13 protein-coding genes and 1 pseudogene are annotated in these 21978 nt (G+C 72.3%); 6 read left to right on the forward strand and 8 right to left on the reverse strand.

What is annotated here, in order from left to right; genetic code table 11:
• Positions 1-16 precede the first annotated feature (16 nt).
• On the reverse strand, positions 17-601 hold the full coding sequence (locus WFJ17_RS04995; RefSeq protein WP_336647834.1) for a hypothetical protein: 585 nt from the start codon (positions 599-601) through the stop codon (positions 17-19).
• A gap of 86 nt (positions 602-687) precedes the next feature.
• Between WFJ17_RS04995 and mfd the strand changes: the two genes are divergently transcribed.
• A complete protein-coding gene (gene mfd, locus WFJ17_RS05000) occupies positions 688-4272 on the forward strand; it encodes a transcription-repair coupling factor (protein ID WP_336647835.1) in 3585 nt (1194 codons plus the stop codon).
• Between the two features lie 41 nt (positions 4273-4313).
• On the opposite strand, the gene WFJ17_RS05005 is transcribed toward mfd, so the two are convergent.
• The 5 genes from WFJ17_RS05005 to WFJ17_RS05025 all read right to left on the reverse strand — a co-directional run bounded on the left by WFJ17_RS05005 (position 4314) and on the right by WFJ17_RS05025 (position 9979).
• Positions 4314-5651, reverse strand: coding sequence for a collagen binding domain-containing protein (locus WFJ17_RS05005; RefSeq protein WP_336647836.1), 1338 nt, complete (start codon positions 5649-5651; stop codon positions 4314-4316).
• 125 nt (positions 5652-5776) lie between these two features.
• On the reverse strand, positions 5777-7144 hold the full coding sequence (locus WFJ17_RS05010; protein WP_336647837.1) for a glycosyltransferase: 1368 nt from the start codon (positions 7142-7144) through the stop codon (positions 5777-5779).
• Positions 7141-8040 (reverse strand): ATP-grasp domain-containing protein, encoded by a 900-nt coding sequence (locus WFJ17_RS05015; RefSeq protein WP_295034928.1) that lies wholly within the window; start codon positions 8038-8040, stop codon positions 7141-7143. The genes WFJ17_RS05010 and WFJ17_RS05015 overlap by 4 nt, the downstream gene beginning before the upstream one ends.
• Before the next feature lie 2 nt (positions 8041-8042).
• Positions 8043-8972, reverse strand: coding sequence for a PIG-L deacetylase family protein (locus tag WFJ17_RS05020; RefSeq protein WP_336647838.1), 930 nt, complete (start codon positions 8970-8972; stop codon positions 8043-8045).
• A gap of 398 nt (positions 8973-9370) precedes the next feature.
• Positions 9371-9979 (reverse strand): response regulator transcription factor, encoded by a 609-nt coding sequence (locus WFJ17_RS05025; RefSeq protein WP_251445179.1) that lies wholly within the window; start codon positions 9977-9979, stop codon positions 9371-9373.
• Positions 9980-10281: 302 nt separating this feature from the next.
• On the opposite strand from WFJ17_RS05025, the gene WFJ17_RS05030 reads away from it, so the two are divergent.
• From WFJ17_RS05030 to WFJ17_RS05040, 3 genes and pseudogenes are all read left to right on the forward strand, one after another.
• Positions 10282-10878 (forward strand): gamma carbonic anhydrase family protein, encoded by a 597-nt coding sequence (locus tag WFJ17_RS05030; RefSeq protein ID WP_251445176.1) that lies wholly within the window; start codon positions 10282-10284, stop codon positions 10876-10878.
• A gap of 44 nt (positions 10879-10922) precedes the next feature.
• Complete coding sequence (locus WFJ17_RS05035; RefSeq protein WP_336647839.1) at positions 10923-13904, forward strand: aminotransferase; 2982 nt, start codon at positions 10923-10925, stop codon at positions 13902-13904.
• A gap of 203 nt (positions 13905-14107) precedes the next feature.
• Positions 14108-15593: pseudogene (locus WFJ17_RS05040) on the forward strand (APC family permease).
• A 67-nt stretch (positions 15594-15660) separates the two neighbouring features.
• Here WFJ17_RS05040 and gdhA read toward each other — a convergent pair.
• Positions 15661-17031: an NADP-specific glutamate dehydrogenase gene (gene gdhA / locus WFJ17_RS05045; protein ID WP_292881907.1), complete on the reverse strand. Its 1371-nt coding sequence runs from the start codon at positions 17029-17031 to the stop codon at positions 15661-15663.
• 166 nt (positions 17032-17197) lie between these two features.
• Positions 17198-19867, reverse strand: coding sequence for a phosphoenolpyruvate carboxylase (locus tag WFJ17_RS05050; protein ID WP_336648174.1), 2670 nt, complete (start codon positions 19865-19867; stop codon positions 17198-17200).
• A gap of 163 nt (positions 19868-20030) precedes the next feature.
• Between WFJ17_RS05050 and nhaA the strand changes: the two genes are divergently transcribed.
• Entirely contained in the window at positions 20031-21245 is a 1215-nt protein-coding gene (gene nhaA / locus WFJ17_RS05055) for a Na+/H+ antiporter NhaA (RefSeq protein WP_251445168.1), read from the forward strand.
• Between the two features lie 49 nt (positions 21246-21294).
• Positions 21295-21966 (forward strand): MazG family protein, encoded by a 672-nt coding sequence (locus tag WFJ17_RS05060; protein ID WP_336648175.1) that lies wholly within the window; start codon positions 21295-21297, stop codon positions 21964-21966.
• Positions 21967-21978: the final 12 nt, after the last annotated feature.

Here is a 21978-nt window from a genome sequence, read left to right on the forward strand (position 1 = left end):
GTGCGCGGCGACGCCGTCAGCGCTGGGTCGCGGAGATGCCCAGCGCGATGACGAACGCGATGTAGCCGACGACGACGTACACGATCGGGCCGAGCGCGGCGATGATGACCGCGGCGATACCGGGTCCGCGTCCGCGGCGCTTCGCGATCGCGACGATGCCCTGCACGAGCGCCCAGATCCCGAGCGCGGTCGCTGCCCACGACGTGATCTCGACCCACAAGACCAGATCGCGCACGGGCGTGAAGATCGACAGGTCCTCCGCGGACACGCTGTTCTCGAGAGTCGTGAGGTCGGTCGACGAGCCGATGCCCTGGCCGATCTGCCAGGCGAGCACGGCGCCGACGATCGTGAGCACGACGGCGGCGAGGAGGGCGAGCAGCAGCGCCACACGGCCCAGGCCGGAGCCGCGCGCGGGGTACGCCGGCGGGGCGTAGGGCGCGCCGGCGTACCCGCCGGCGGGACCCCCGAAGGCCCCGGGCGGAGCCTGGTAGACCGGCGCGCCGGTCTGCTGCGGCGCATACGCGGGTGGAGCGACCGGCGGCGTCGGATATCCCGGCGCGACGGGCGGCGGAACAGGGCGGGACTGCTGCGGATCGGTCACGCGTTCATCCTAGGCTCGGCACCCCCGGCGGGGTCCGCGCCGCGGCGCCGGGGCGCCGTGTCGGCGGCGGCCCGTAGACTCTTCCGGTGACTGTGCAGGGGATCATCCGCGCTCTGGAAGAGGAGGCGTCCGGCTTCCGGGACGCCCTGAGCTGGGCGCAGACCGACGCCGACCTGCTGGCGAGCGCCGGCATGGACGCCCCCATGCTCGCGGGGCTCCTCGAGCGCCGTGCTGCGGCGGGGAAGCCCGCCGCGCTGCTCGTGGTCGCGCCGACCGGTCGCCGGGCCGAGTCGCTGGCGGCGGCACTGGGCTCGTACCTCCCGCGCGCCGAGATCCTGTCCTTCCCCGCGTGGGAGACCCTCCCGCACGAGCGGCTCAGCCCCAGCCCCGACACGGTCGGGCGGCGTCTGGAGGTGCTGCGCCGGATGCGGGTGTGGTCGCAGGAGCGCCCTCTCGTCGTCGTCGCCTCGGTGCGTGCGGCGCTGCAGCCCGTCGCAGCCGGACTCGGAGACGTCGAACCGCTAGAGCTCGTGGTGGGCGGACGGGGCTACGACCTCGACGGAGTGGCCGCGTCGCTCGTCGAACGCGCCTATTCGCGGGTGGACATGGTGTCCCGTCGCGGCGAGTTCGCGGTGCGCGGCGGCATCCTCGACGTCTTCCCGCCGACCGCGGAGCACCCGTCCCGGGTGGAGTTCTTCGGGGACGAGGTCGATCAGATCCGGTTGTTCTCGGTGGCCGATCAGCGTTCCCTCCCTGCCGCACCCACGACGGTGGCGCTGCCCGCGAGCCGTGAGCTGCTGCTGACGGCCGAGGTGCGCGAGCGCGCGGCGGCCCTGGTCGACGCGTTCCCGGGCATCGCGGGCATGCTGCAGAAGATGGCCGAGGGGATCCCGGTCGAGGGCATGGAGTCGCTCCTGCCCGTGGTCGCCGGGCCCGTGGTGCCACTCGCGGACTACCTGCCCGAGCAGGCGGCCGTCGCGCTCGTGGATCCGGAGCGCTCCGGCGCCCGCGCAGCCAGCCTCGGCGAGACGAACCGCGAGTTCCTCGACGCGGCCTGGAGCGCGGCGACGGCGGGGGCCTCCGCGCCGATCGACCTGCAGACCGGCGACTTCCTCTCGATCGGCGACCTCCGCGCCGCCGTGCACGACCGCGACGGCGTGTGGTGGCGTCTGAGCGCCTTCGACGCCGGCTCGGACGACGAGGCGCACGACCAGGGCGCCGACGGCGTGAGCGCCGCACCCATCCCGTCGTTCCACGGCAACGTCGACGGCGCGATCGAGTTCACCGCCGGCCGGGTCGGGGAGGGATGGCGGGTGGTGCTGGTGTCGTCGGGCGCGGGCCTGGTCGACCGCGCGCGCGACGTGCTCGCCGACCGCGGCATCGCCGCGCGGGTCGTGCAGACCCTCCCGGACAGCCCCGAGCCCGGCGTGGCGACGCTCGTCACCGGATCCATCGAGTCCGGATTCCAGATCGCGAGCGCCAGGATCGCGGTCATCACCGAGAACGAGTTCTACGGTCGCACGATCGGCGGCGACACCCGTGTCGTGAAGAAGCTCGCGTCGCGGCGCAAGAACGTCGTGGATCCGATACAGCTCAAGGCCGGCGACTTCGTCGTGCATCAGACGCACGGGATCGCGCGCTTCGTCGAGATGACGCAGCGCGAGGTGTCCTCGGGCGGCCGCAACGCCGTCAAGACCACGCGCGACTATCTCGTGCTGGAGTACGCGCCGTCCAAGCGCGGCTATCCGGGCGACAAGCTGTACGTGCCGACCGACCAGCTCGACCTGCTCTCGAAGTACGTCGGCGGAGAGGCTCCGACGCTCTCGAAGATGGGCGGGAGCGACTGGGCCGCGGCGAAGGGCAAGGCGCGCAAGGCGGTGCGCGACATCGCCGTCGAGCTCGTGAAGCTGTACTCGGCGCGGATGGCCGCGAAGGGCTACGCGTTCGCGAAGGACACCCCGTGGCAGCGCGAGCTCGAGGAGGCGTTCCCGTTCGCGGAGACACCCGATCAGCTGCAGACCATCGACGAGATCAAGGCCGACATGGAGCGGCCGATCCCGATGGACCGGCTGCTGAGCGGCGACGTGGGATTCGGCAAGACCGAGGTCGCGGTGCGGGCCGCGTTCAAGGCGATCCAGGACGGCAAGCAGGTCGCGATGCTCGTGCCGACCACGCTGCTCGTCAAGCAGCACCTCGAGACCTTCTCGGAGCGCTTCGCGGGCTTCCCGGTCAAGGTGCGCCCGCTGTCGCGGTTCCAGACCGACAAGGAGGCGCGCCTCACGCTCGACGGCCTGCTGGAGGGATCCGTCGACATGGTGATCGGAACCCACCGGATCCTCACCGATCAGGTGATGTTCAAGGATCTCGGCCTCATGATCATCGACGAGGAGCAGCGGTTCGGCGTCGAGCACAAGGACGCGCTCAAGAAGATGAAGACGAACGTCGACATCCTCGCCATGAGCGCGACGCCGATCCCGCGCACGCTCGAGATGGCGGTGACGGGAATCCGCGAGATGTCCACGCTGCAGACGCCGCCCGAGGACCGGCACCCGATCCTCTCGTTCGTGGGGCCGAAGAGCGACAAGCAGGTCTCCGCGGCGATCCGTCGCGAGATCCTCCGCGAGGGTCAGGTCTTCTACGTGCACAACCGCGTGCAGTCGATCCAGCGGGTCGCGAGCGAGCTCGCCGAGCTCGTGCCCGAGGCGCGCATCGCCGTCGCGCACGGTCAGATGGGCGAGCACCAGCTGGAGCAGGTGGTCGACGACTTCTGGGAGCGCAAGTTCGACGTGCTCGTCTCGACCACGATCATCGAGACGGGCCTCGACATCTCGAACGCCAACACGATCATCATCGACCGGGCCGACCGCTACGGCCTCAGCCAGCTGCACCAGCTGCGCGGACGTGTCGGCCGCGGGCGGGAGCGCGCCTACGCGTACTTCCTGTACGACGACATGAAGCCGCTGAGCGAGACCGCCGCCGACCGGCTGCAGACGATCGCGGTGAACAACGACCTCGGATCCGGCATGCAGGTCGCGCTCAAGGACCTGGAGCTGCGCGGGGCGGGCAACCTCCTCGGTGCGGAGCAGGCCGGGCACATCGCGGGCGTCGGCTTCGACCTCTATCTGCGCATGATCGGCGAGGCGGTGGCGACGTTCCGCGGTGAGGAGACCGAGACCGGCGCCGAGCTGCGGCTCGAGCTTCCCGTGGACGCGCGGATCCCCGACGCCTACATCGACAGCGAGCGGCTGCGCCTGGAGGCGTACCAGAAGCTGTCGAGCGCGGCGACCGCGACCGCGGCCGACGACGCGATCGATCACGTGATCGAGGAGCTGACCGACCGCTACGGCACGCCGCCCGCCGAGGTCGAGGGTCTCGTCGCGATCGCCCGGCTGCGGCGTCGTGCCGCGCGGGCCGGGCTCACCGACGTGGTGGCGATGGGGTCGAACCTCCGGGTCGCGCCCGCCCGTTTCGAGGACTCGATGAAGGTGCGCCTGCAGCGTCTCTACCCGCAGGCCAAGCTGGTCGGCGGGGGAGAGGCCCTCGTCGTGCCGATGCCCGGTGCGGACCGGGCCGATCCGGTCGAGTGGACGGAGCAGCTGCTCACCGCTCTGTTCCCGGAGCCGGCTCCCGCGGAGTCGGAGACGCCCGCCGCATCGGCCAGCGCGCGCTAGCAGCACGGGGGTTCGGAGTCCTCCGAACCCCCGTGCCGTGCTCAGTTCAGCGTGCGCTCGGAGGGGCCGGTCTCAGTGCCGTCACGACCCCGCCTCCGCCGTGCCCGCAGCAGGATCGCTCCGCCGAGCAGCAGTGCGCCGGCGACGCCCAGCGGGCCCAGCCCGAGCGCTCCTCCGGTGTTCGCGAGCGCGCCAGCGGACGGCGGCGCCGGTGGCGTTGCGCCGGGCGGGGTCGCCACCGGGCCGGCCGTCGGCGAGGGCGTGACCGTGGGGGTCGGTGCAGGCGTGACGGTCGGCGTCGGGGGGACCGTCGGCGTCGGGGGGACGGTCGGTTTCGGGGTCGGGGTGACGGTCGGTTTCGGGGTCGGAGTCGGGGTGGCGGTCGGGGTCGGCGGCACTCCGTCGCCCGTGCCGGTGCCGCTCCCGCCGTGGCGCACGACGGTCGCGGCAACGGTGTCCGTGCGCTCGGTGCCGATGGCGACGGTGGCCGTGTTGGTGTAGCTGTCGCTCGGCGTCCCGGTCACGCGGGTCGTGAACTTGACCTCGTAGTAGTAGCCCCGCTGGGCGACGAACGACACCGTCGATCCGTCGGCCGACACGGCGACCTCCGCGGCCGGCTTGGGCTGCCAATCACCGGGCCATTCGTACCCGTCGGGATTGCGCACCAGGATGTGCGACTGCATCACCGTCCCGGTCGTCCCGTCGGGCGTCAGGGCCTGGTTCCCGGCCGGGCGATCGGTGACGACGATCCTTTCGCCGCCTGCCATTCCGCCGCGCGGGGCGGCGACGGCGACCGTCCAGTGGATCAGCCCGTTCCCGCGATCCTCGGCGCCCCATTTCCCGCTCCGGCGTCCTTCGAACGCGCAGTCCTGCTCGCACCGACCGGTGGGCGGGGTGACGGTGACGGTCGCGGTCAGCCGATCGAAGACGTAGTCGATCACCGTGTCCGAGGTGACCTCCGTGCGGATGTCGACCCAGAACCGCACGGTGCCGTGGAGGTTGCGCGGGTGCGTCGCCGCATAGCCGGCATCGACATCGCACTGCAGGCGGGTCGTCGTCACCGTGCAGCGACCGGCGGCCTCGCCGTTCGGGGAGAGCAGCGGGAACGCGTCCTGGAGGCCCTGGAGTCCCTGGGGGAGATCGATGACGAACCCGGCGGGGCCCGGCGCGCCGTCGGGCAGCGACCAGTCGGCCTCGAGCGCCGCCGAGGATCCTCCCGGGACCGCCGACTCCGTGAAGCGGATGTCATCGATCGTGGCCGTCGTCGCGTACGGGGGCGCCGCCGCCGCCGGAGCCGCCAGGGCGAGCGTCGCGGCGACGACCGCTGCGGCCCCTCCCAGGCGCGCCCACAGCGCGGATCGTTCCTGTCGTCGTCTCATGTGTGTCTTCCTTTCTTGACGTGAAGGTCTTTCCCGGCCTGACGGCCGGGGGTGTGTCGGGAGGCGGGGAGCGGGCGCCGGCCGGGGGCGTCGCCGAGGTGCCCCGGGACGCGGCGCGCTGAGGATCAGGGCAGCGAGCGGGCGGGGTCCGGAGTCGGGTGCGCCGCCGCGAGCCTCGCGTCTCCGGCGACGATCCCGGTGCGATGGAGCTTGTTCCACCGCTGCGGGGCGCGTCGCAGCTCGTCCCGGATCGCCCAGACCATGGTGAGACCCATCAGGCACGAGTACAGGGGCCAGAGCACGACGGTCCAACCGTTGCGGAGTTCCCGCCAGGCGCCGTTGAGGACGAGCGCCAGGACGACGACGAGGGCGGTGGAGACGAGCCCGAGCCATCCGAGCACCGCCCAGGCGTCCCGGCCGACGGCCTGCCGCCCGCCGATCGCCAGCGGCAGGAGGACGAGGAGCAGGCCGAGCTGAAGGACCGGACCGACGATCGCCGTGAGCGTGTTGAGGGCGAGGTAGGCGCCGAAGATCCCGTGTCGAGGGCTGCCGATCATCCGGCGGTGCATCCAGGTCGTCTGCAGGAGCCCGCGTGCCCACCGCACCCGCTGTCGCCACAGGCCGCGCACGGTCGACGGAGACTCCGCGAACACGATCGCCCGAGGCTCGAACAGCACCCGGAATCCCGCGGCGTGCACGCGCCAGGTGAGTTCCAGGTCCTCGCCGAGCGTGTGCTCGTGGAACCCGCCCAGGGATCTCACGACCTCGGCGCGGAAGGCTCCGACGTTGCCGGACACGATCGGCAGGCAGCCGAGGAGGGAGAGCGCCCGGCGCACCAGCCCGGTCCCCACGTGGCTGAGGATCGAGAGCATGCGGGTGAGCGGGCGATCCGCGTTGGAGGGCCTGTCGTCTCCGCACACGGCGCCGACGCGGCGGTCCGAGAACGGGACGATGAGCCATTCGACGGTGTGCCGGTCGAACAGCCCGTCGGCATCGACGAAGAGCAGGACGTCGCCGACGGCCATCCGGATGCCGCGGTTCAGCGCCGCACCCTTTCCGGCGTTGTCCTGGCGGACCGCGCGCACGCACGGATGCCGCTCCGCGAGCCCGCGGGCGATGCTCCAGGTGCCGTCCGTCGAGCCGTCGTCGACGATGATCACCTCGAGACGCGGGAATGCCGACCGGACGATCGAGGCGATGCAGGCGTCGAGCACGACCTCCTCGTTGTACGCGGGAACGATCACGCTGACGATCGCATCCCCGGGGTACACGAGGGTGCGGCGAGGGGCGGCCTCCGTGTCGCCGGCCCGGGCGATCCCGCGGAATCCGGGACGCGGGCCCGCCGCCAGGCGCGCTCGCCGCCCGGAGGTGAGACGGATGCGCAGTTCGAACCAGGAGGCGATCGGGACGTAGGCGAGCTTCGCCGTGGCGATCAGCAGCAGGCCGGATCCGATGACCTGCGCACCGAGCTCGAGCGCGCCGAGGCCGATCATCGCGCCCCCGCCAGGTGCGCGAGTTCGACCAGCGCCTCGCGGAGCAGCTCCGGCGCGGAGGCGCTGTTCGCCCCGAAGCGCGCATTGACCTCGAGGACGGCCGGAGTCCCGTCCGCCAGGAGTCGGACGTCGACGTCGACGGGGCCGGAGAGCCCCAGCGCGTGCGTCGCCGCCACGGCCAGGTCTCCGACCTCTGCGCCCTCGGGCGCGACCCGGGTGACCCCGACGGCGTTGCCGGTGCGCCCCTCTCGCAGCGCGAGCTTGCGCAGTACGACGCAGCGCGAGGAGCCGAGCGACGTCACGGGGGAGTACACCACGGGCGCGAACTCCGGGCCGGGTGCGAACCGCTGCACGACGAGCGCGTCGGTGGCGGTGCGCCACGCCTCGACGGCGTCGGCGCGTGCAGCGTGCTCCGCGTCGATCACCCGCACGCCGCGGCCGCCGCGCGAGATCCGCGGCTTCATGACGACGGATCCGCCCAGGCGCTCGACCGCCTCGGCGGCGCTGCCCGCCTGGGACGGCAGCAGGAAGCCGGGCACGGACACCCCGTGGGCGCGGAGCCGTTCGGCGGTCGCGTACTTGTCGTCGGCGATGCGGACGGCCGCCTCGTCGCCGAGGAGGAGGGGCACCGGGAACGCCGCCGCGACGCGGGCGAGCGGAACGAGCTCCTCGCTCACGCTGGGCACCACGGCATCGGCGCCCCACCGCCCGGCCAGCTCCGCCAGCTGCTCCGGGTACCCGGGATCGTCCGCCCGCAGCACCCGCTGGAACGCGTCCGCGGCGGGCGCGTCCAGCGCGCGGAGGTCCGTCCCGCCGACCCAGTGCCCGAGGCTGCGGAGCTGACGGCCCAGGGCGGCCCCTGCCGGTCCGCCGATGCCCGTGACGAGGATCCGCATGCTCACAGACCCTCCGTCGCGAAGCCCTGGAGGCGCACGACCTCGAAGCCCTCGGCGAACCGCGCCCGCGCCTGGGCGCCGCGGAAGGCGGCGACGGCGCGCACCCGTTCCGCCGCCATGTACGGCTTGCCGCGCTGGTCCTGATGCAGCTCGACGGCATCGACCTTGACCTCGAGATGCTCGGTCACGTCCACGTAGAGCACGGGGGCGAAGTCGCCCGTCGCCGAGGGGCTCTCGAAGCAGATCACCGAGCCGTGCCGACGTGCGGCCCGCAGGGTGGCGAAGTGCACCGCCTCGTGATCCTGGTGGTAGTCGTTCTTGGAATGGGTGAGGACGAGGTCCGGCGCGAAGTCCTCTATGGCGCGCTCGATGATCTGCACCATCGCGCGGTCGTCCCGCGCGAGCCGGGTGTCGCGCAGCTCGTGCACGTCGGTGGTCCCCGCTCCGAGGTGCCGCGAGCCGCGGTGGGCTTCGCGCAGCCGCGTCGGGGCGTCGCCCCCCGAGGATCCCGCGGTCATCACGACCGTCCGGATCTCGTGACCGCGATCGGCGAGCTTGGCGAGGGTCGCGCCGCAGGCGAGCTCGATGTCGTCCGGGTGCGCGCCGATGGCGAGGATCCTCCGCCGGCTCCGGGCCGGAGCGCCCCTTCGGCTCAGCTGCACGGCGGCGACGGAGGTGACCACGAGCAGCGCGACGATCGTGAGCGCGAAGAGGACGAGGACCGTTCCCCGGGTGCGCAGCGGCGGAGCGGTCACGATGACGCTCAGGACCAGCACGAGGGCGACCGCGAGCGTGCCGCGCAGGACGTGTCCCTTCCGGAAGCGGCGCTCGAACCACCGCGCGCTGCGCCGCGTGGCCAGCAGGAGCAGGCAGGCGCCGCCCGAGAGCGCGATCAGGACGAGGGAGGGGAGGTTGGTGAGAACGAAGTCCATGGTGGTGAAGAGTCAGGCCTCTGCGGATCGGAGGAACGTCGGATGGTGCCCCTGCAGCGGGGAGCGGGGCCGGCTCGGGGTGCGACCGGTCTCGGGGAGTCCCCGGTCGCTGCGATCGCAGGCCTCGGCGGACCCGGCGTCGGCGCGCGCGGCGGGCGCGATGGACGCGGACGGTCACGGGGCATGGGCATCTGACTCACCTCCCCCCGGATGGCGATGTGCATGCGCGGTGCCGGAGGGTGCGGATCGGATCCGAGACCCCCGGCGACGCTCCCACCCTGGCAGGTCGCCGGGTGCCGGCACCGGGATTCGGCGCGGATCCCTCAACCGGGACGGTGTTTACCTCAACTTCGTGGATCGGGCCCGGGCCACGGGATCGCGGTCGGACGCGCGGAGCGCTACCGCCCCGCGATCACCCGGTCCTCGACGGCGCGATGGAACAGATCCACCTTCGACGGCGCCGGGCGCCCGACGACCGCGTACTTCCCCCGGATGCGCCGGATGTGGTCGTACACGGTCTCCCGGGAGATGAAGAGGCGTTCCGCCACGCGCGCGGCGGTGTCGCCCGCGGCGTACAGGGCCAGCACCTCGCGCTCCCGGCTGCTCAGACCGGCATCCCGGGGCGAGGCGTCGCCGTCCGGGCGAGCCGAGCCGGGGTGGTCCCGGTGCGCCGCCTGGCGGACGGCCCGGACGATGACCTCCGTCGTCGCGGCCTTCTGCACGACGCCGACGGCCCCCGCGCGCATCGCATCCCGGATCGTCTTCGGGCGGGCGTCCGTCGCGAAGGCGAGGACCTGGGCGCCGTCGTTGGAGAGCAGCCGGATGTTGCGGCGGAAGTCGGTGAGGTCCGCGAGCCCGAGATCAAGCAGGACGACGTCGAGCCACTGGCCGTAGGCCTGCAGGGCCTCGACCGTGGTCGCCGTCGCCGTGACGTAGATGTCGGGCTGGGTGTTCAGGACCGCGGCAGCGCCGAGACTGACGACGGGATGATCGTCGACGATGCCCACGTGAATGAGTGCGTGACCAGGCTGTGGTCGATCGTTGTGCATGCTGGCCCCCCAGAGCTGCCGCGTCGCGCCTCGGTGCGGCACTCTTATCGTGCCATCGGGGCGGTCGTTCCTCCGTGGCATGCCGTCGAGTCCTGTGGAAATCTCCCGATGATCCCCCGACCTCGGGGAGCGAACCCGAGATCGCTCCCCGAGGTCGGGGGCTCGCCGGAGCCGGATGACGTGGGGTGCCGGGGCCGACTCCCGGCGCCGCCGCCCCGCGGGAGCCTGACGAAACCGGGGCGCGGCACTACGCTCGTCACATGATGTACGAGCACCTCGGGGCTCGGCCCCGTGTCCACGACACCGCCGTCGTGGCGCCGTCCGCCGTGATCTCCGGCGACGTCACGATCGGGCCGAACTGCCAGGTCCTGCACGGCGCGGTGATCACGGCCGAGGGCGGCCCGATCACCCTCGGCGAGCATGTGATCGTGATGGAGAACGCGCTCATCCGCGCCACGGCCGCGAACCCGGTGCACATCGCGGACCACGTGCTGGTGGGGCCGATGGCGAGCATCTCCGGCGCGACGATCGCCGAGGAGGTCTTCCTCGCCACCGGGACCAGGATCTTCAACGGGGCCGTGATCGGCGCACGCAGCGAGGTGCGCATCAACGCGGTCGTGCACCTGCGCACGACCCTGCCGCCGGAGAGCGTCGTGCCGATCGGCTGGGTCGCGGTCGGAGACCCGGTGCGGATCCTCTCGCCCGAGCAGCACGAGTCGATCTGGGAGGCGCAGCACGAGCTCGACTTCCCCGGCTACGTGTTCGGCGTCGACCGCTCGACCCCCGACCTGATGGTGCAGCTGACCGAGCGGTACGCGCGCTCCCTCGCCCGGCACAGCGACGACCGCGTGCTCTGAGCGATCCGCCCTCCGACCCTCCCACTCCGAACGAAGGGACCGCTGTGCCCGAACAGCCCGCCGGGGGTCTTGTGCGCCCCGACGTCACCGCATCCGACGCCGTCGCGATCGCCCTCGACCACTGGGGGATCGCGGTCACGGCGACCGAGCTCGGCAGCAACCAGGATCGCAACTTCCTGCTGACCGAGGGGGACGGCACCCGCAGCGTGCTCCGGGTCGACAATCCGGTGTTCGGCGACAGCGCCCGCGACGCCCAGCACGCCGCTCTCGACGCCTATCGTGCGGCGGGCGTCGCGGTCCCCGCGGCGCGGCCGGGGCTCGACGGCGTCCTCACGCAGCGCTGGCGAGGACTGTCGGTCCGCCGGAGCGCCTTCGCCGAGGGAGAGGCGATGGTCGACGCCGGCTACTTCGCCCCCGTCGTGCTGCGCGAGTTCGGCGCGCTTGCCGCGGCCTCGGTGAACGCTCTGTCCGCGCTCGGGCATCCCGGTCTCGACCGCCGGCACATGTGGGACATGCGGGTCGCCGCGGAGGAGGCCAGGCGCCTGCTGCCGTCGATCGGGGATCCGGCGCTGCGCGGAGAGGTGGAGATCGCGATCGCGGAGGCGGAGCGCGCCCTCGCGGCCGTCGCGGCGGAGCTGCCCGTCCAGCCCGTCCACGGCGACCTCACCGACGACAACGTCATGGGCGAGCGGGGATCGGACTCCCGGCTGCATCCGCGCACGGTGCTGGATCTCGGCGACCTCGCGCTCGGCTGGCGGGTCGCGGAGCTCGCGGTGTGCGCCTCGTCGATGCTGCATCACGAGCCGGAGCGCCCTCTGCGCGTCCTCGAGACCATCGCGGCGTTCCACGCCGACGCGCCGCTCAGCGCGGCGGAGGGCCGCGCGGTGTGGCCGCTGATCGTGCTGCGGGCGGCGCTGCTCGTCGCGAGCGGCTGGCACCAGCTCGCGATCGACGGCGGCAACGACTACGCCAGGGAGCGCATCGCCGGCGAACAGGCGATCTTCGACGCCGCGACGGCGGTCCCGCTCGCCGAGGTCGTCGAGCTCGTCCTGGACCGCCTGGGATTCCCCCCGGCCGTGCCGGCCCCGGCGCCGGCGGACGCGGCGCCCGGACCGCTCGCCGCTCTCCTGCCCGACCTGGGCGGAGACGTCGCGATCATCGATCCGGGCGTCGAGTCCGAGGATCTCGCGGCGGGCGCCTGGCTCGATCCGGACGCCGAGGACGCCCTCGTGCGGGCCGCGTTCACCCGCGGCGCCGCGGCGGCGGTGATGCCCTACGGCGTCTACCGGCTCACCCGCACGCGCATCGACAGCGCGGATGCCGCGGCGACCTGGCCGATCGCCGCGGTGATCCACCTGCCGGCGGGGGAGGAGGTCGCCCTGCGGGCTCCGGCGTCCGGACGCGCGGTGCCGCTCGGCCCGACGGCGGTCCGGATCCTGCTGTCCGAGCACTGGGCGCTCGAGATCGCCGGGGCGGAGCTCCGAGGGCCGGGGACGACGGACGTCGTCGCCGGCGCCGCGCTCGGCGTGCTGGCCGCCAGCGCCCGGGTGCGCTCGCTCGTGGTCCGCGTGCTGTCGACGGAGGCTCCTGCGCCGCCCGCGGGTGCGGAGGGCGCCCACCTGGTCGAGCCCGATCGGGTGCCCGCCTGGCGCCGGTTCAGTGCCGACCCCGCGCCCTGGCTCGGTCTTCCGCGACTCGCGCAGGAGGACGAGGCATCCGCCGAGCTCGCCCGGCGCACGCGCATCTTCGCGAGCGCGCAGGAGCGCTACTACGAGCGGCCGCCTCAGATCGAGCGCGGCTGGCGGCACCACCTCGTCGACACGACGGGACGGGCCTATGTCGACATGGTCAACAACGTCACCGGCCTCGGGCACGGCCATCCCGGCGTGGCCGACGCCGTGAACCGGCAGATCCGGATCCTGAACACCAACTCGCGGTTCCTGTACCGGGAGCTCGCCGAGTACAGCGAGCGGCTGCTCGCGCTGCTGCCGGAGCAGGCCCGCCGCGGCGACGCCGACCGGGAGCCGCTGGACACCGTGCTGCTCGTGAACAGCGGCTCCGAGGCGGTCGATCTCGCGCTGCGGCTGGCGCAGGCGGCCACCGGGCGCCGGACCGTGGTGTCGCTGCGGGAGGCCTATCACGGCTGGACGATGGCCAGCGACGCGGTCACGACGAGCGCCTACGACAACCCCGACGCGCTCGCCACCCGTCCGGACTGGGTGCACGTCGCGGACGTGCCCAACCGGTTCCGCGGCACCTACCGGGGAGAGGGCACCGGCGCACGGTACGCCGCCGACCTCGGGGCGGATCTCGATCGGCTCGCCGCCGCCGGGCGCCCCGTCGCCGGGTTCATCTGCGAGTCTGTGCTCGGCAACGCGGGCGGCGTGCTGCTCCCGGACGGCTACCTCGCCGACGCCTACGCCCGCGTGCGGGCCGCCGGCGGACTCTGCATCGCGGACGAGGTGCAGGTCGGCTTCGGCCGGATGGGATCGACGTTCTGGGGGTTCGAGCAGTCCGCGGTCGTGCCCGACATCGTCACGATCGCGAAGCCGATGGGCAACGGGTTCCCGATCGGCGGGGTCATCACCTCGCAGCGGGTCGCCGATGCCCTCGCCACCCAGGGCCAGTTCTTCTCCTCCGCAGGGGGCAATCCGCTCAGCTGCCGCGTGGGCATCGCCGTGCTCGACGCGATGGCGCAGGAAGGACTGCAGGACAACGCCCGCGTCGTGGGCGCCCGGCTGGCGGACGGCTTCCGCGCGCTCGCCGAGCGCCACGCGCTGATCGGTCCGGTGCACGGCGAGGGCCTCTATCTCGGCGTCGAACTCGTCCGCGATCGCACCAGCATGGAGCCGGCCGCGAGCGAGGCGGCGGCGATCTGCGAGCGGCTGCGCGAGCTCGGCGTCATCGTGCTCACCACCTCCGAGCGCTCGAACGTCCTGAAGGTCAAGCCGCCGCTGTGCCTGACGCCCGCCAGCGCGGACGTCGTCGTGGCGGCGCTCGACCGGGTCCTCGCCGAGGGCTGGTGAGCGGAGCCGACGACCCGATCTACGGATATCGATGCGGATTTCAGGATCCGGTGCGGAATCCCTCGTGAGAATCGATGGTCGCGAGGGATCCGCTCGACCGGCATAATGTTCTCCAATCGATTGCGCAGCGCTGCGCAGCGAGCATCCGCCCGGCGCCCGAACGCCGCCGGCGGGTCCGCAGATCCAGAGGAGGATGCATGTCGATGAAGACCAAGCCGCTCGCGCAGGGCGGCGGGACGCTGAAGCGGAACCTCGGCCTCTGGGCCATCGTCGGCCTCGGCCTCGGGTACATGACCCCGACGGTCGTGTTCGACACCTTCGGCATGGTCGGCCGCGACACCGCGAACGCCGTGCCCGCGGCGTACCTGGTCGCCCTCGTCGTGATGGTGTTCACCGCGATCAGCTACGGCAAGATCGCGAGTGCGATCCCGAGCGCGGGATCCGCGTACACGTACGTCCGCGAGTCGATCCACCCGAACCTCGGCTTCATGGTCGGCTGGACGTCCCTCATCGACTACGTGCTGCTCCCGATGGTGAACTGCCTCATCATCCGGAGCTACCTCGAGGCGCTCTTCCCCGACATCCCCGGCTGGATCTGGGTCGTGATCTACTGCGTCCTGGTGACGGCGATCATCTACCTGACGATGCGCGGCACGTCGAACGCGAACATGGTCCTCCTGGTGTTCTCGATCATCGTCATGGCGGTGTTCGTGGTGATGGTCATCGCGCAGCTCGCGCAGGGGCACGGCGCCGGCACGGTCGCGTCCGTCGCCCCCTTCCTGCACGACGGAGTCACCATGGGCGCCGTGCTCATGGGCGCGACGATCGTGTGCTTCTCGTTCATCGGATTCGACGCCGTGACGATGTACGCCGAGGAGGCCAAGGACCCGAAGATCATGCCGAGGGCGATCCTGCTCACGGTGATCCTGGGCGGGGCGATCTTCCTCGTCGCCGCCTACTTCACGCAGCTGCGGTTCCCGGACTGGAACGAGTTCGCGCCGGGCGGCGACATGCAGTACGTCGAGGACTCCACGCTGCCGATCATCGGCCACCTCGTCGGCGGCGACGTGCTGCGCGCCGTCCTCACCGCGGCGGGCTTCTGCGCGACGCTCGCCTCGGGCCTCGCCTCGCACGCCTCGGTCTCGCGCATGCTGCTCGTCATGGGGCGCAACAACGTGCTGCCCAAGAAGGTGTTCGGCTACATCAACCCGCGCACGCACACCCCGACGTTCAACATCGTCCTCGACGTTCAACATCGTCCTCGTCGGCGCGATCTGCCTGCTCGCGATCCCGTTCACGCTGGAGCTCATCGCGGCCTGGATCAACTTCGGCGCGCTCATCGCGTTCACCTTCGTGAACGTGTCGGTGATCGCCTGGTTCGCGGTCCGCAAGGGGCGGCGCAAGACTCCCGGCGACATCTTCCGCTACATCGTGATGCCCGCGATCGGCATGCTGCTCACCGGCCTGCTCTGGGCCAACCTGCACCAGGACGCCCTCATCGGAGGCACGGTCTGGGCGGTCATCGGACTGCTCTACCTGCTGGTGCTGACGCGCGGGTTCCGTCGCAAGGTCGCCTCCTTCGACGAGAACGAGGCGGTCACCGGGTTCAACAAGCTGCCCGTGCCGGCGCCGCAGCGCCCGCTCGACGACGACCTCGACGACGAACGGGATCCGACCGGAGCGCGCTAGCCCCGGAATCGCGAAGCGCCGGCCCCGGGGAACGGGACCGGCGCTTCGGCGTCGGAGCGGATCCGGCTCAGATCACGCCCTGTGCGAGCATCGCGTTCGCGACCCGCTCGAAGCCGGCGATGTTGGCCCCCGCCACGTAGTCGCCCGGAACGCCGTAGCGCTCGGCGGCGTCGAACGCGGCGTGGTGGATGTCGGCCATGATGTCGCGCAGCTTCTGCTCGCTGTCGTCGAAGCCCCAGCGCTGGCGCGCCGCGTTCTGGCTCATCTCGAGGGCGGAGGTCGCCACGCCGCCGGCGTTCGCCGCCTTGCCCGGGGCGAACAGCACGCCCGCGTCCTGGAACAGGGCCACGGCCTCCGGGGTGCTCGGCATGTTGGCGCCCTCGGAGACGGCGCGGACGCCGTTCGCGATGAGCGCGGCGGCGCTCGCGCCGTCCAGCTCGTTCTGGGTGGCAGACGGCACCGCGATGTCCACGGGCACCTCCCACACGGACCCGCCCTCGACGAAGCGGGCGCCGGGACGGCGCTTCGCGTACTCGACGATGCGGCCGCGCTCGACCTCCTTGATCCGGCGCAGCAGCTCCACGTCGATGCCGGCGTCGTCGACGACGTAGCCGGAGGAGTCGGACGCGGTCACGGCCAGCGCTCCCAGCTGGGCGGCCTTCTGGATCGCGTAGATGGCGACGTTGCCGGATCCGGAGACGCCGACGCGCTTCCCTTCGAGGGATTCGTCGTGCACGGCGAGCATCTCCTGCGCGAAGAAGACCGCGCCGTAGCCGGTGGCCTCGGTGCGCACCTGCGCGCCGCCCCAGCCGATGCCCTTGCCCGTGAACATGCCGGACTCGTGCCGGTTGGTGATCTTGCGGTACTGGCCGAACAGGTAGCCGATCTCGCGTCCGCCGACGCCGATGTCGCCGGCGGGGACGTCGGTGTGCTCGCCGAGGTGGCGGTACAGCTCGTTCATGAAGGACTGGCAGAACCGCATGATCTCGGCGTCGCTGCGGCCGTGCGGGTCGAAGTTCGATCCGCCCTTGCCGCCGCCGATGCCCTGGCCGGTGAGCGCGTTCTTGAAGATCTGCTCGAAGCCGAGGAACTTGATGATCGAGATGTTCACCGAGGGGTGGAAGCGCAGGCCGCCCTTGTACGGGCCGAGCACCGAGGAGTACTGAACGCGGTAGCCGCGATTCACCTGCAGCCTGCCGGCGTCGTCCACCCACGGCACCCGGAAGATCACCTGACGCTCGGGCTCGACGAGGCGCTCCAGCACACCGGCGTCGACGTACTCGGGGTGCCGCTCGAGCACGGGGCCGATCGAATGCAGCACCTCGTGCACGGCCTGATGGAACTCCGGCTCGTTCGGGTTCAGTGCGAGGACGCCGTCGAAGATCGGCTGAGCGAGAGGGGAGAGCGGATGGAAATCGGTGGTGGTCGGTTCGGTGATGATGTCGGTCACTCGGGATGCCTTCGGGAGGGGGATGCGGAGGGAGCGCGGGTGATCGTGTCGTGCGCAGACAGCCGGGTACGGCGGAAACCTCACTCTAATACAGCGGATTCCTCACCCCCGAGGTCATGACGGGAATGAGGAATCCGCAAGAAATCGCCTCTGATCAGCCTGTGTTCTGCAGGCCGGCGGCGACGCCGCTGACCGAGAGCAGCAGCAGGCGCTGCAGTTCGGGGTCCGGTGCAGGCCCTTCGAGACCCTCAGCGGCCGTCTCGCCGGCGCGGAGGGCGCGCAGTGCGCGCAGCTGCAGCAGCGACAGCGCGTCGACATACGGGCTGCGCATGGCGACCGCGCGCTGCAGGATCGGCTTGTTCTCCAGCAGGCGCTCGCCGCCGGTGAGCCGGATCACCCAGGACCGGGTCAGCTCCATCTCCTCGAGCACGAGGGCGGCGAGATCGTCGCGGTCGCCGAGGCCGAGATAGCGGCGTGCGATGCGCGGATCCGTCTTCGCCAGGCTCATCGCGACGTTGTCGACCATCGTGCGCAGCAGCGGCCACTCCTGATAGGCCGTGCGCAGCAGGTCCTCGTCGCCCACCGCTTCGAGCGCCGTGCCGAGGCCGAACCAGCCGGCCAGGTTGATCCGCGCCTGGGTCCAGGCGAACACCCACGGGATGGCGCGGAGATCCTCGAGTGATTCGACGGACAGCCCGCGGCGCGCCGGCCGGGATCCGAGCGCCAGCAGCCCGATCTCCTCCATCGGCGTGACCGTGGCGAACCAGGGGGCGAACCCCGGCGCCTTCACGAGGGAGAAGAAGCGCTCCCGGGAGGCGCGGTCCATCGTGCCCGCCACCTCGGCGAACCTGGCCGCGGCCGCGCTGTTGCGCTGCTCGACGCCCGGCGACGACGCCAGCAGCGTCGCGGCCGTCACCTGGTCGATGTGCCGCATCGCGATCGCCGGCTCACCGTAGCGCGCGAAGATGACCTCGCCCTGCTCGGTGAGCTTGAACCGGCCGTCGACCGAGTGCGGGGGCTGCGCGAGGATGGCGGAGTTCGCCGGCCCTCCGCCGCGTCCGAGCGCGCCGCCGCGGCCGTGGAACAGCGTGAGCTCGATTCCCTCGCGCTGCGCCCAGGCGGCGATCTCGGCCTGCGCCTCGTAGAGGGCGAGGTTCGCCGCGACCGGCCCGACGTCCTTCGATGAGTCGGAGTAGCCGAGCATGACCTCGAGCCGTCGGCCGGTCGCCGCCAGCCGTGCGGCGAAGGCCGGGTGCGCGACGATCTCGGCGAGGATCCCCGGGGCGGCCTGCAGATCGGCGAAGGTCTCGAACAGCGGGACCACGTCGAGCACCGGCAGGTCGTCGCCGCAGGCGTATGCGGCCAGGCGGTGCACGTTCGCGAGGTCGTCAGCCGACTGGGTGAAGGACACGACGTAGCGTCCCGCGGCCCGCGGTCCGTAGGTGCGCTGGATCTCGCGGACCGTGCGGAAGACCGCGAGCACCTCCTCGGTCTGCGCGCTGATGGAACCGTCGGATCCGCCCGCCGCGGCGTCGAGCTCGGCGAGGGCCTTGGCGTGCACCTGGGAGTGCTGGCGCACCTCCAGCTCGGCGAGGTGGAAGCCGTAGGTCTGCACCTGCCAGATGAGGTGCTGCACGCCGCCGAACGCATGCCGGTGCGCGCCGGCGCCCTCCAGCGACGTCTGCACGACGCGCAGGTCGGCGAGCAGCTGCTCGGGATCCGTGTAGGCGCCCTCGTCGCCGAGGCGGGTGGCCTCAACGCGATGGGCGAGCAGCAGGAGGATCCGGCGGTGCGGCTCGCCGGGGGAGCGGGTGGCGACCTCCCGGGCGACCTCGGGGTGCGCGTCCTGCAGCGCCTCCCACAGGGCGGTCGCCTCGGCGGACGCGGGCGTGCCCTCGGCATCGAGCGTGAGGGTGCGGCCGATCCGCTCCAGAGAGCGCTCGAGACCGCGCAGCACGTGGTCCGCGGCGATGGCCGCCGCCTCACGGGTGACCGCGGCGGTCACGAACGGGTTGCCGTCGCGGTCTCCGCCGACCCACGTGCCGATGCGCACGAACGCGGGGACGATCGGCGCCGTCGAGCCCGACTCCTCGCCGCGGAGCACGTCGTCGATGCGGCGATACACGTGCGGCACCGTCGTGAACAGCGTCTCGTCGAACACGCTCATCACGGTGCGCACCTCGTCGGTGGGCTCCGGCTTCTGCGCGCGCAGCGGAGCCGTGCGCCAGAGCGTGTCGACCTCCTCGAGCATGCGCCGGCGGGCGCGGTGCGCATCGGCGCTTCCGGGGGCCGCGGCATCGTGCGCGCTGAGCAGGTCGGCGAGGCGCCGGATGCTCGACGACACCGCGCGGCGACGCGCCTCGGTCGGGTGGGCGGTGAACACCGGGTGGAAGCGCAGCGCGCCGAGGCGGCGGCGCGCCTCCTCCTCGCCGACCTCGGCGGTCAGCTGCGCGAAGGCACCCGCCACCGTGTCGGTCCTCGCGCCGTTGCCCGAGCCCGTTGTGGGGTCGTCGCCGCGCTCGCGAAGCACGCGCACGCGCTGGTGCTCCTCGGCGAGGTTCACGAGGTGGAAGTAGGCGGTGAAGGCGCGGGCGACCTCGTCGGCCCGCTGCACCGAGAACTCCTCGGCGATGCGGGTGGCGCGGTCGAAGGCTTCGGCCGACTCGTCGGTGTAGGCCTCGATGGTCGCCTGGCGCAGGCGCTCGACGTCGTCGAACAGGTCGTCGCCGCCGGACTCGCGCAGGACCTGGCCGAGCAGTGCTCCGAGCATGCGCACGTCCGCGCGCATCACCTCGGGCAGCTCGCGCCCTGCCTCGAACCGCATGGCGATGCGGATGGCTTCGGTATGGGTTGTGTCGGGGGTCACGGTTCGAGCGTAAACCGACGCGGCGCGCCCGGAGACCAGCGTGACGGTGCGCGCCGAGAGGTATGCCATCCGTCTCCTCTCTCCCTCGTGACGGCACGGCGGGCGCGATACGGTGGAACGGATGAGTCGCTCGAGCCGCCTTCTGAGATCCGCCCAGTTCCCTGCGATCCTGCTGCTCGCGTCCGCGGGCCTCGGGCTGCTGCTGGCCAACCTCCCGACGCACGACACGGTCGCCGGGATCCTCGATGCGCACCTGGCCGTGCCCGGTACCGGGCTCGATCTGTCCGTCGCGCACTGGGTGTCCGACGGGGTGCTCGCGATCTTCTTCTTCGTCGTCGCGCTCGAGCTGCAGTACGAGCTCACCCGCGGCGAGCTCAACAGCCTGCGCGCCGCGATCCAGCCGGCGATCGCCGCGGCCGGCGGGATCCTCGTGCCCATCGCGCTGTACCTGCTCATCGCGGGCAGCGGGCCGAGCGCCACTGGGTGGCCCATCCCCACCGCGACCGACATCGCCTTCGCCCTCGGGGTGCTCGCCGTCTTCGGGCGAGGACTGCCGTCGGCCGTGCGGGCCTTCCTGCTCGCGCTCGCCATCCTCGACGACATCGTCGGGATCGTCTTCATCGCGGTGCTGTTCGCGCACGGCCTGGACCTCGTGCTGCTGGCGCTGGGGCTCGTCGCGGTCGTCGTGTTCGCGGTGCTGAGCCGCCTGCTGCGGCGGGACGGGTGGTCGCGGCCGGTGCTGATCGTCCTCATGGTGGTCGTCGGGATCGTCGCGTGGGGGCTGTTCGCCGCCTCCGGCGTGCACGCCACGATCGCCGGCGTCATGCTCGGCCTCGTGATGGCGCCCCGCGCCTCGGATCGCACCCGGCACGTCCTGGAGCCGTGGGTGAACGGGCTGGTGCTGCCGCTGTTCGCGTTCGTGGCGGCGTTCGTGGTGATCCCGCAGGTCCCGGTGGAGGCGCTGTCCCCGGCGTTCTTCGCGATCCTGGTCGCGCTGCCGGTGGGCAAGCTGCTCGGCGTCTCGCTGTTCGGTCTCGTCGCCCAGCGGATCCGTCCGCCCGGGACCCCGCCCGCGATCCGCTTCCCGGATCTGCTCGCGGCCGGAGCGCTCGGCGGCATCGGGTTCACGGTCTCGCTGCTGCTCGCCAATCTCGCCTTCGCGGCGCACCCCGACGTGCGCGACGAGGCGATCCTCGCCGTGCTGCTCGGATCCGTGATCGCGCTGGTGATCGCCGCGGTGCTGGTGTCGTGGCGCGCGAGGGCGCACCGGGCCGCCGGCGACGCCGAGGAGGAGCAGGACGAGGACGACGAAGAGGAGCCCTGGAGTGAGCGCTGACCCCGACTTCCCGCAGCAGGCCGATCCGCTCCGCGCCGCCGCCGAGGTCATGCGGCAGGTGCGGGAGAGGTGCGTCTGGTCGCAGGCCATGACGCACCGGGAGCTCGTGCCGTACCTCGTGGAGGAGTCGGCGGAGCTCATCGACGCCGTGGAGCGGGACGACCGCGCGGAGCTCCGCGAGGAGCTCGGCGACCTGCTCTGGCAGGTGCTGTTCCATGCGGCGATCGCGGCGCAGGATCCGGAGGATCCGTTCGACATCGACGATGTGGCCCGGACGCTCGCCGAGAAGATGACCCGGCGTCACCCGCACGTGTTCGGCGACGCGATCGCGCGCACGCCGGAGGAGGTCCTCGTGCACTGGAACGCCGCGAAGGCCGCCGAGAAGCGCGATCGCCGCAGCGTGCTCGACGGGATCCCGCCGGGGATGCCCGCGCTGTCCCGTGCGCAGAAGATCCTGGGCCGCGCGGCGAAGGCGGGCGTGGAGGTCGCCGAAGAGCCGCCCGCGCCGGCTCAGGAGGACCCGCCGCCGGCGATCGTCGGTCCGACGCCCGCGCCTCCTGCGGAGCCCGCTGCGCTCAGCGAAGCCGAGCTGGGCGACCAGCTGCTGGCCCTGGTCGTGGCGGCCCGCACGCACGGCTGGGACGCCGAGCGCGCCCTGCGGGAGCGGGTCAGGATCCTCGAGGACGAGGTGCGCGCCGCGGAGGGATCGGAGACGCCCTGACGGACCTGGAAG

It is taken from the genome of Microbacterium sp. MMO-10 (assembly GCF_037148715.1).
Lineage (GTDB): Bacteria > Actinomycetota > Actinomycetes > Actinomycetales > Microbacteriaceae > Microbacterium.

Excerpts from the sequence above, each read along its gene's own strand:
- WFJ17_RS05005 (WP_336647836.1), bottom strand. The coding sequence starts at position 5,651 with ATGAGACGACGACAGGAACGATCCGCGCTGTGGGCGCGCCTGGGAGGG.
- WFJ17_RS05010 (WP_336647837.1), bottom strand. The coding sequence starts at position 7,144 with ATGATCGGCCTCGGCGCGCTCGAGCTCGGTGCGCAGGTCATCGGATCC.
- WFJ17_RS05015 (WP_295034928.1), bottom strand. The coding sequence starts at position 8,040 with ATGCGGATCCTCGTCACGGGCATCGGCGGACCGGCAGGGGCCGCCCTG.
- WFJ17_RS05020 (WP_336647838.1), bottom strand. The coding sequence starts at position 8,972 with ATGGACTTCGTTCTCACCAACCTCCCCTCCCTCGTCCTGATCGCGCTC.
- WFJ17_RS05030 (WP_251445176.1), top strand. The coding sequence starts at position 10,282 with ATGATGTACGAGCACCTCGGGGCTCGGCCCCGTGTCCACGACACCGCC.
- WFJ17_RS05050 (WP_336648174.1), bottom strand. The coding sequence starts at position 19,867 with ATGCGGTTCGAGGCAGGGCGCGAGCTGCCCGAGGTGATGCGCGCGGAC.
- nhaA (WP_251445168.1), top strand. The coding sequence starts at position 20,031 with ATGAGTCGCTCGAGCCGCCTTCTGAGATCCGCCCAGTTCCCTGCGATC.
- WFJ17_RS05060 (WP_336648175.1), top strand. The coding sequence starts at position 21,295 with ATGCGGCAGGTGCGGGAGAGGTGCGTCTGGTCGCAGGCCATGACGCAC.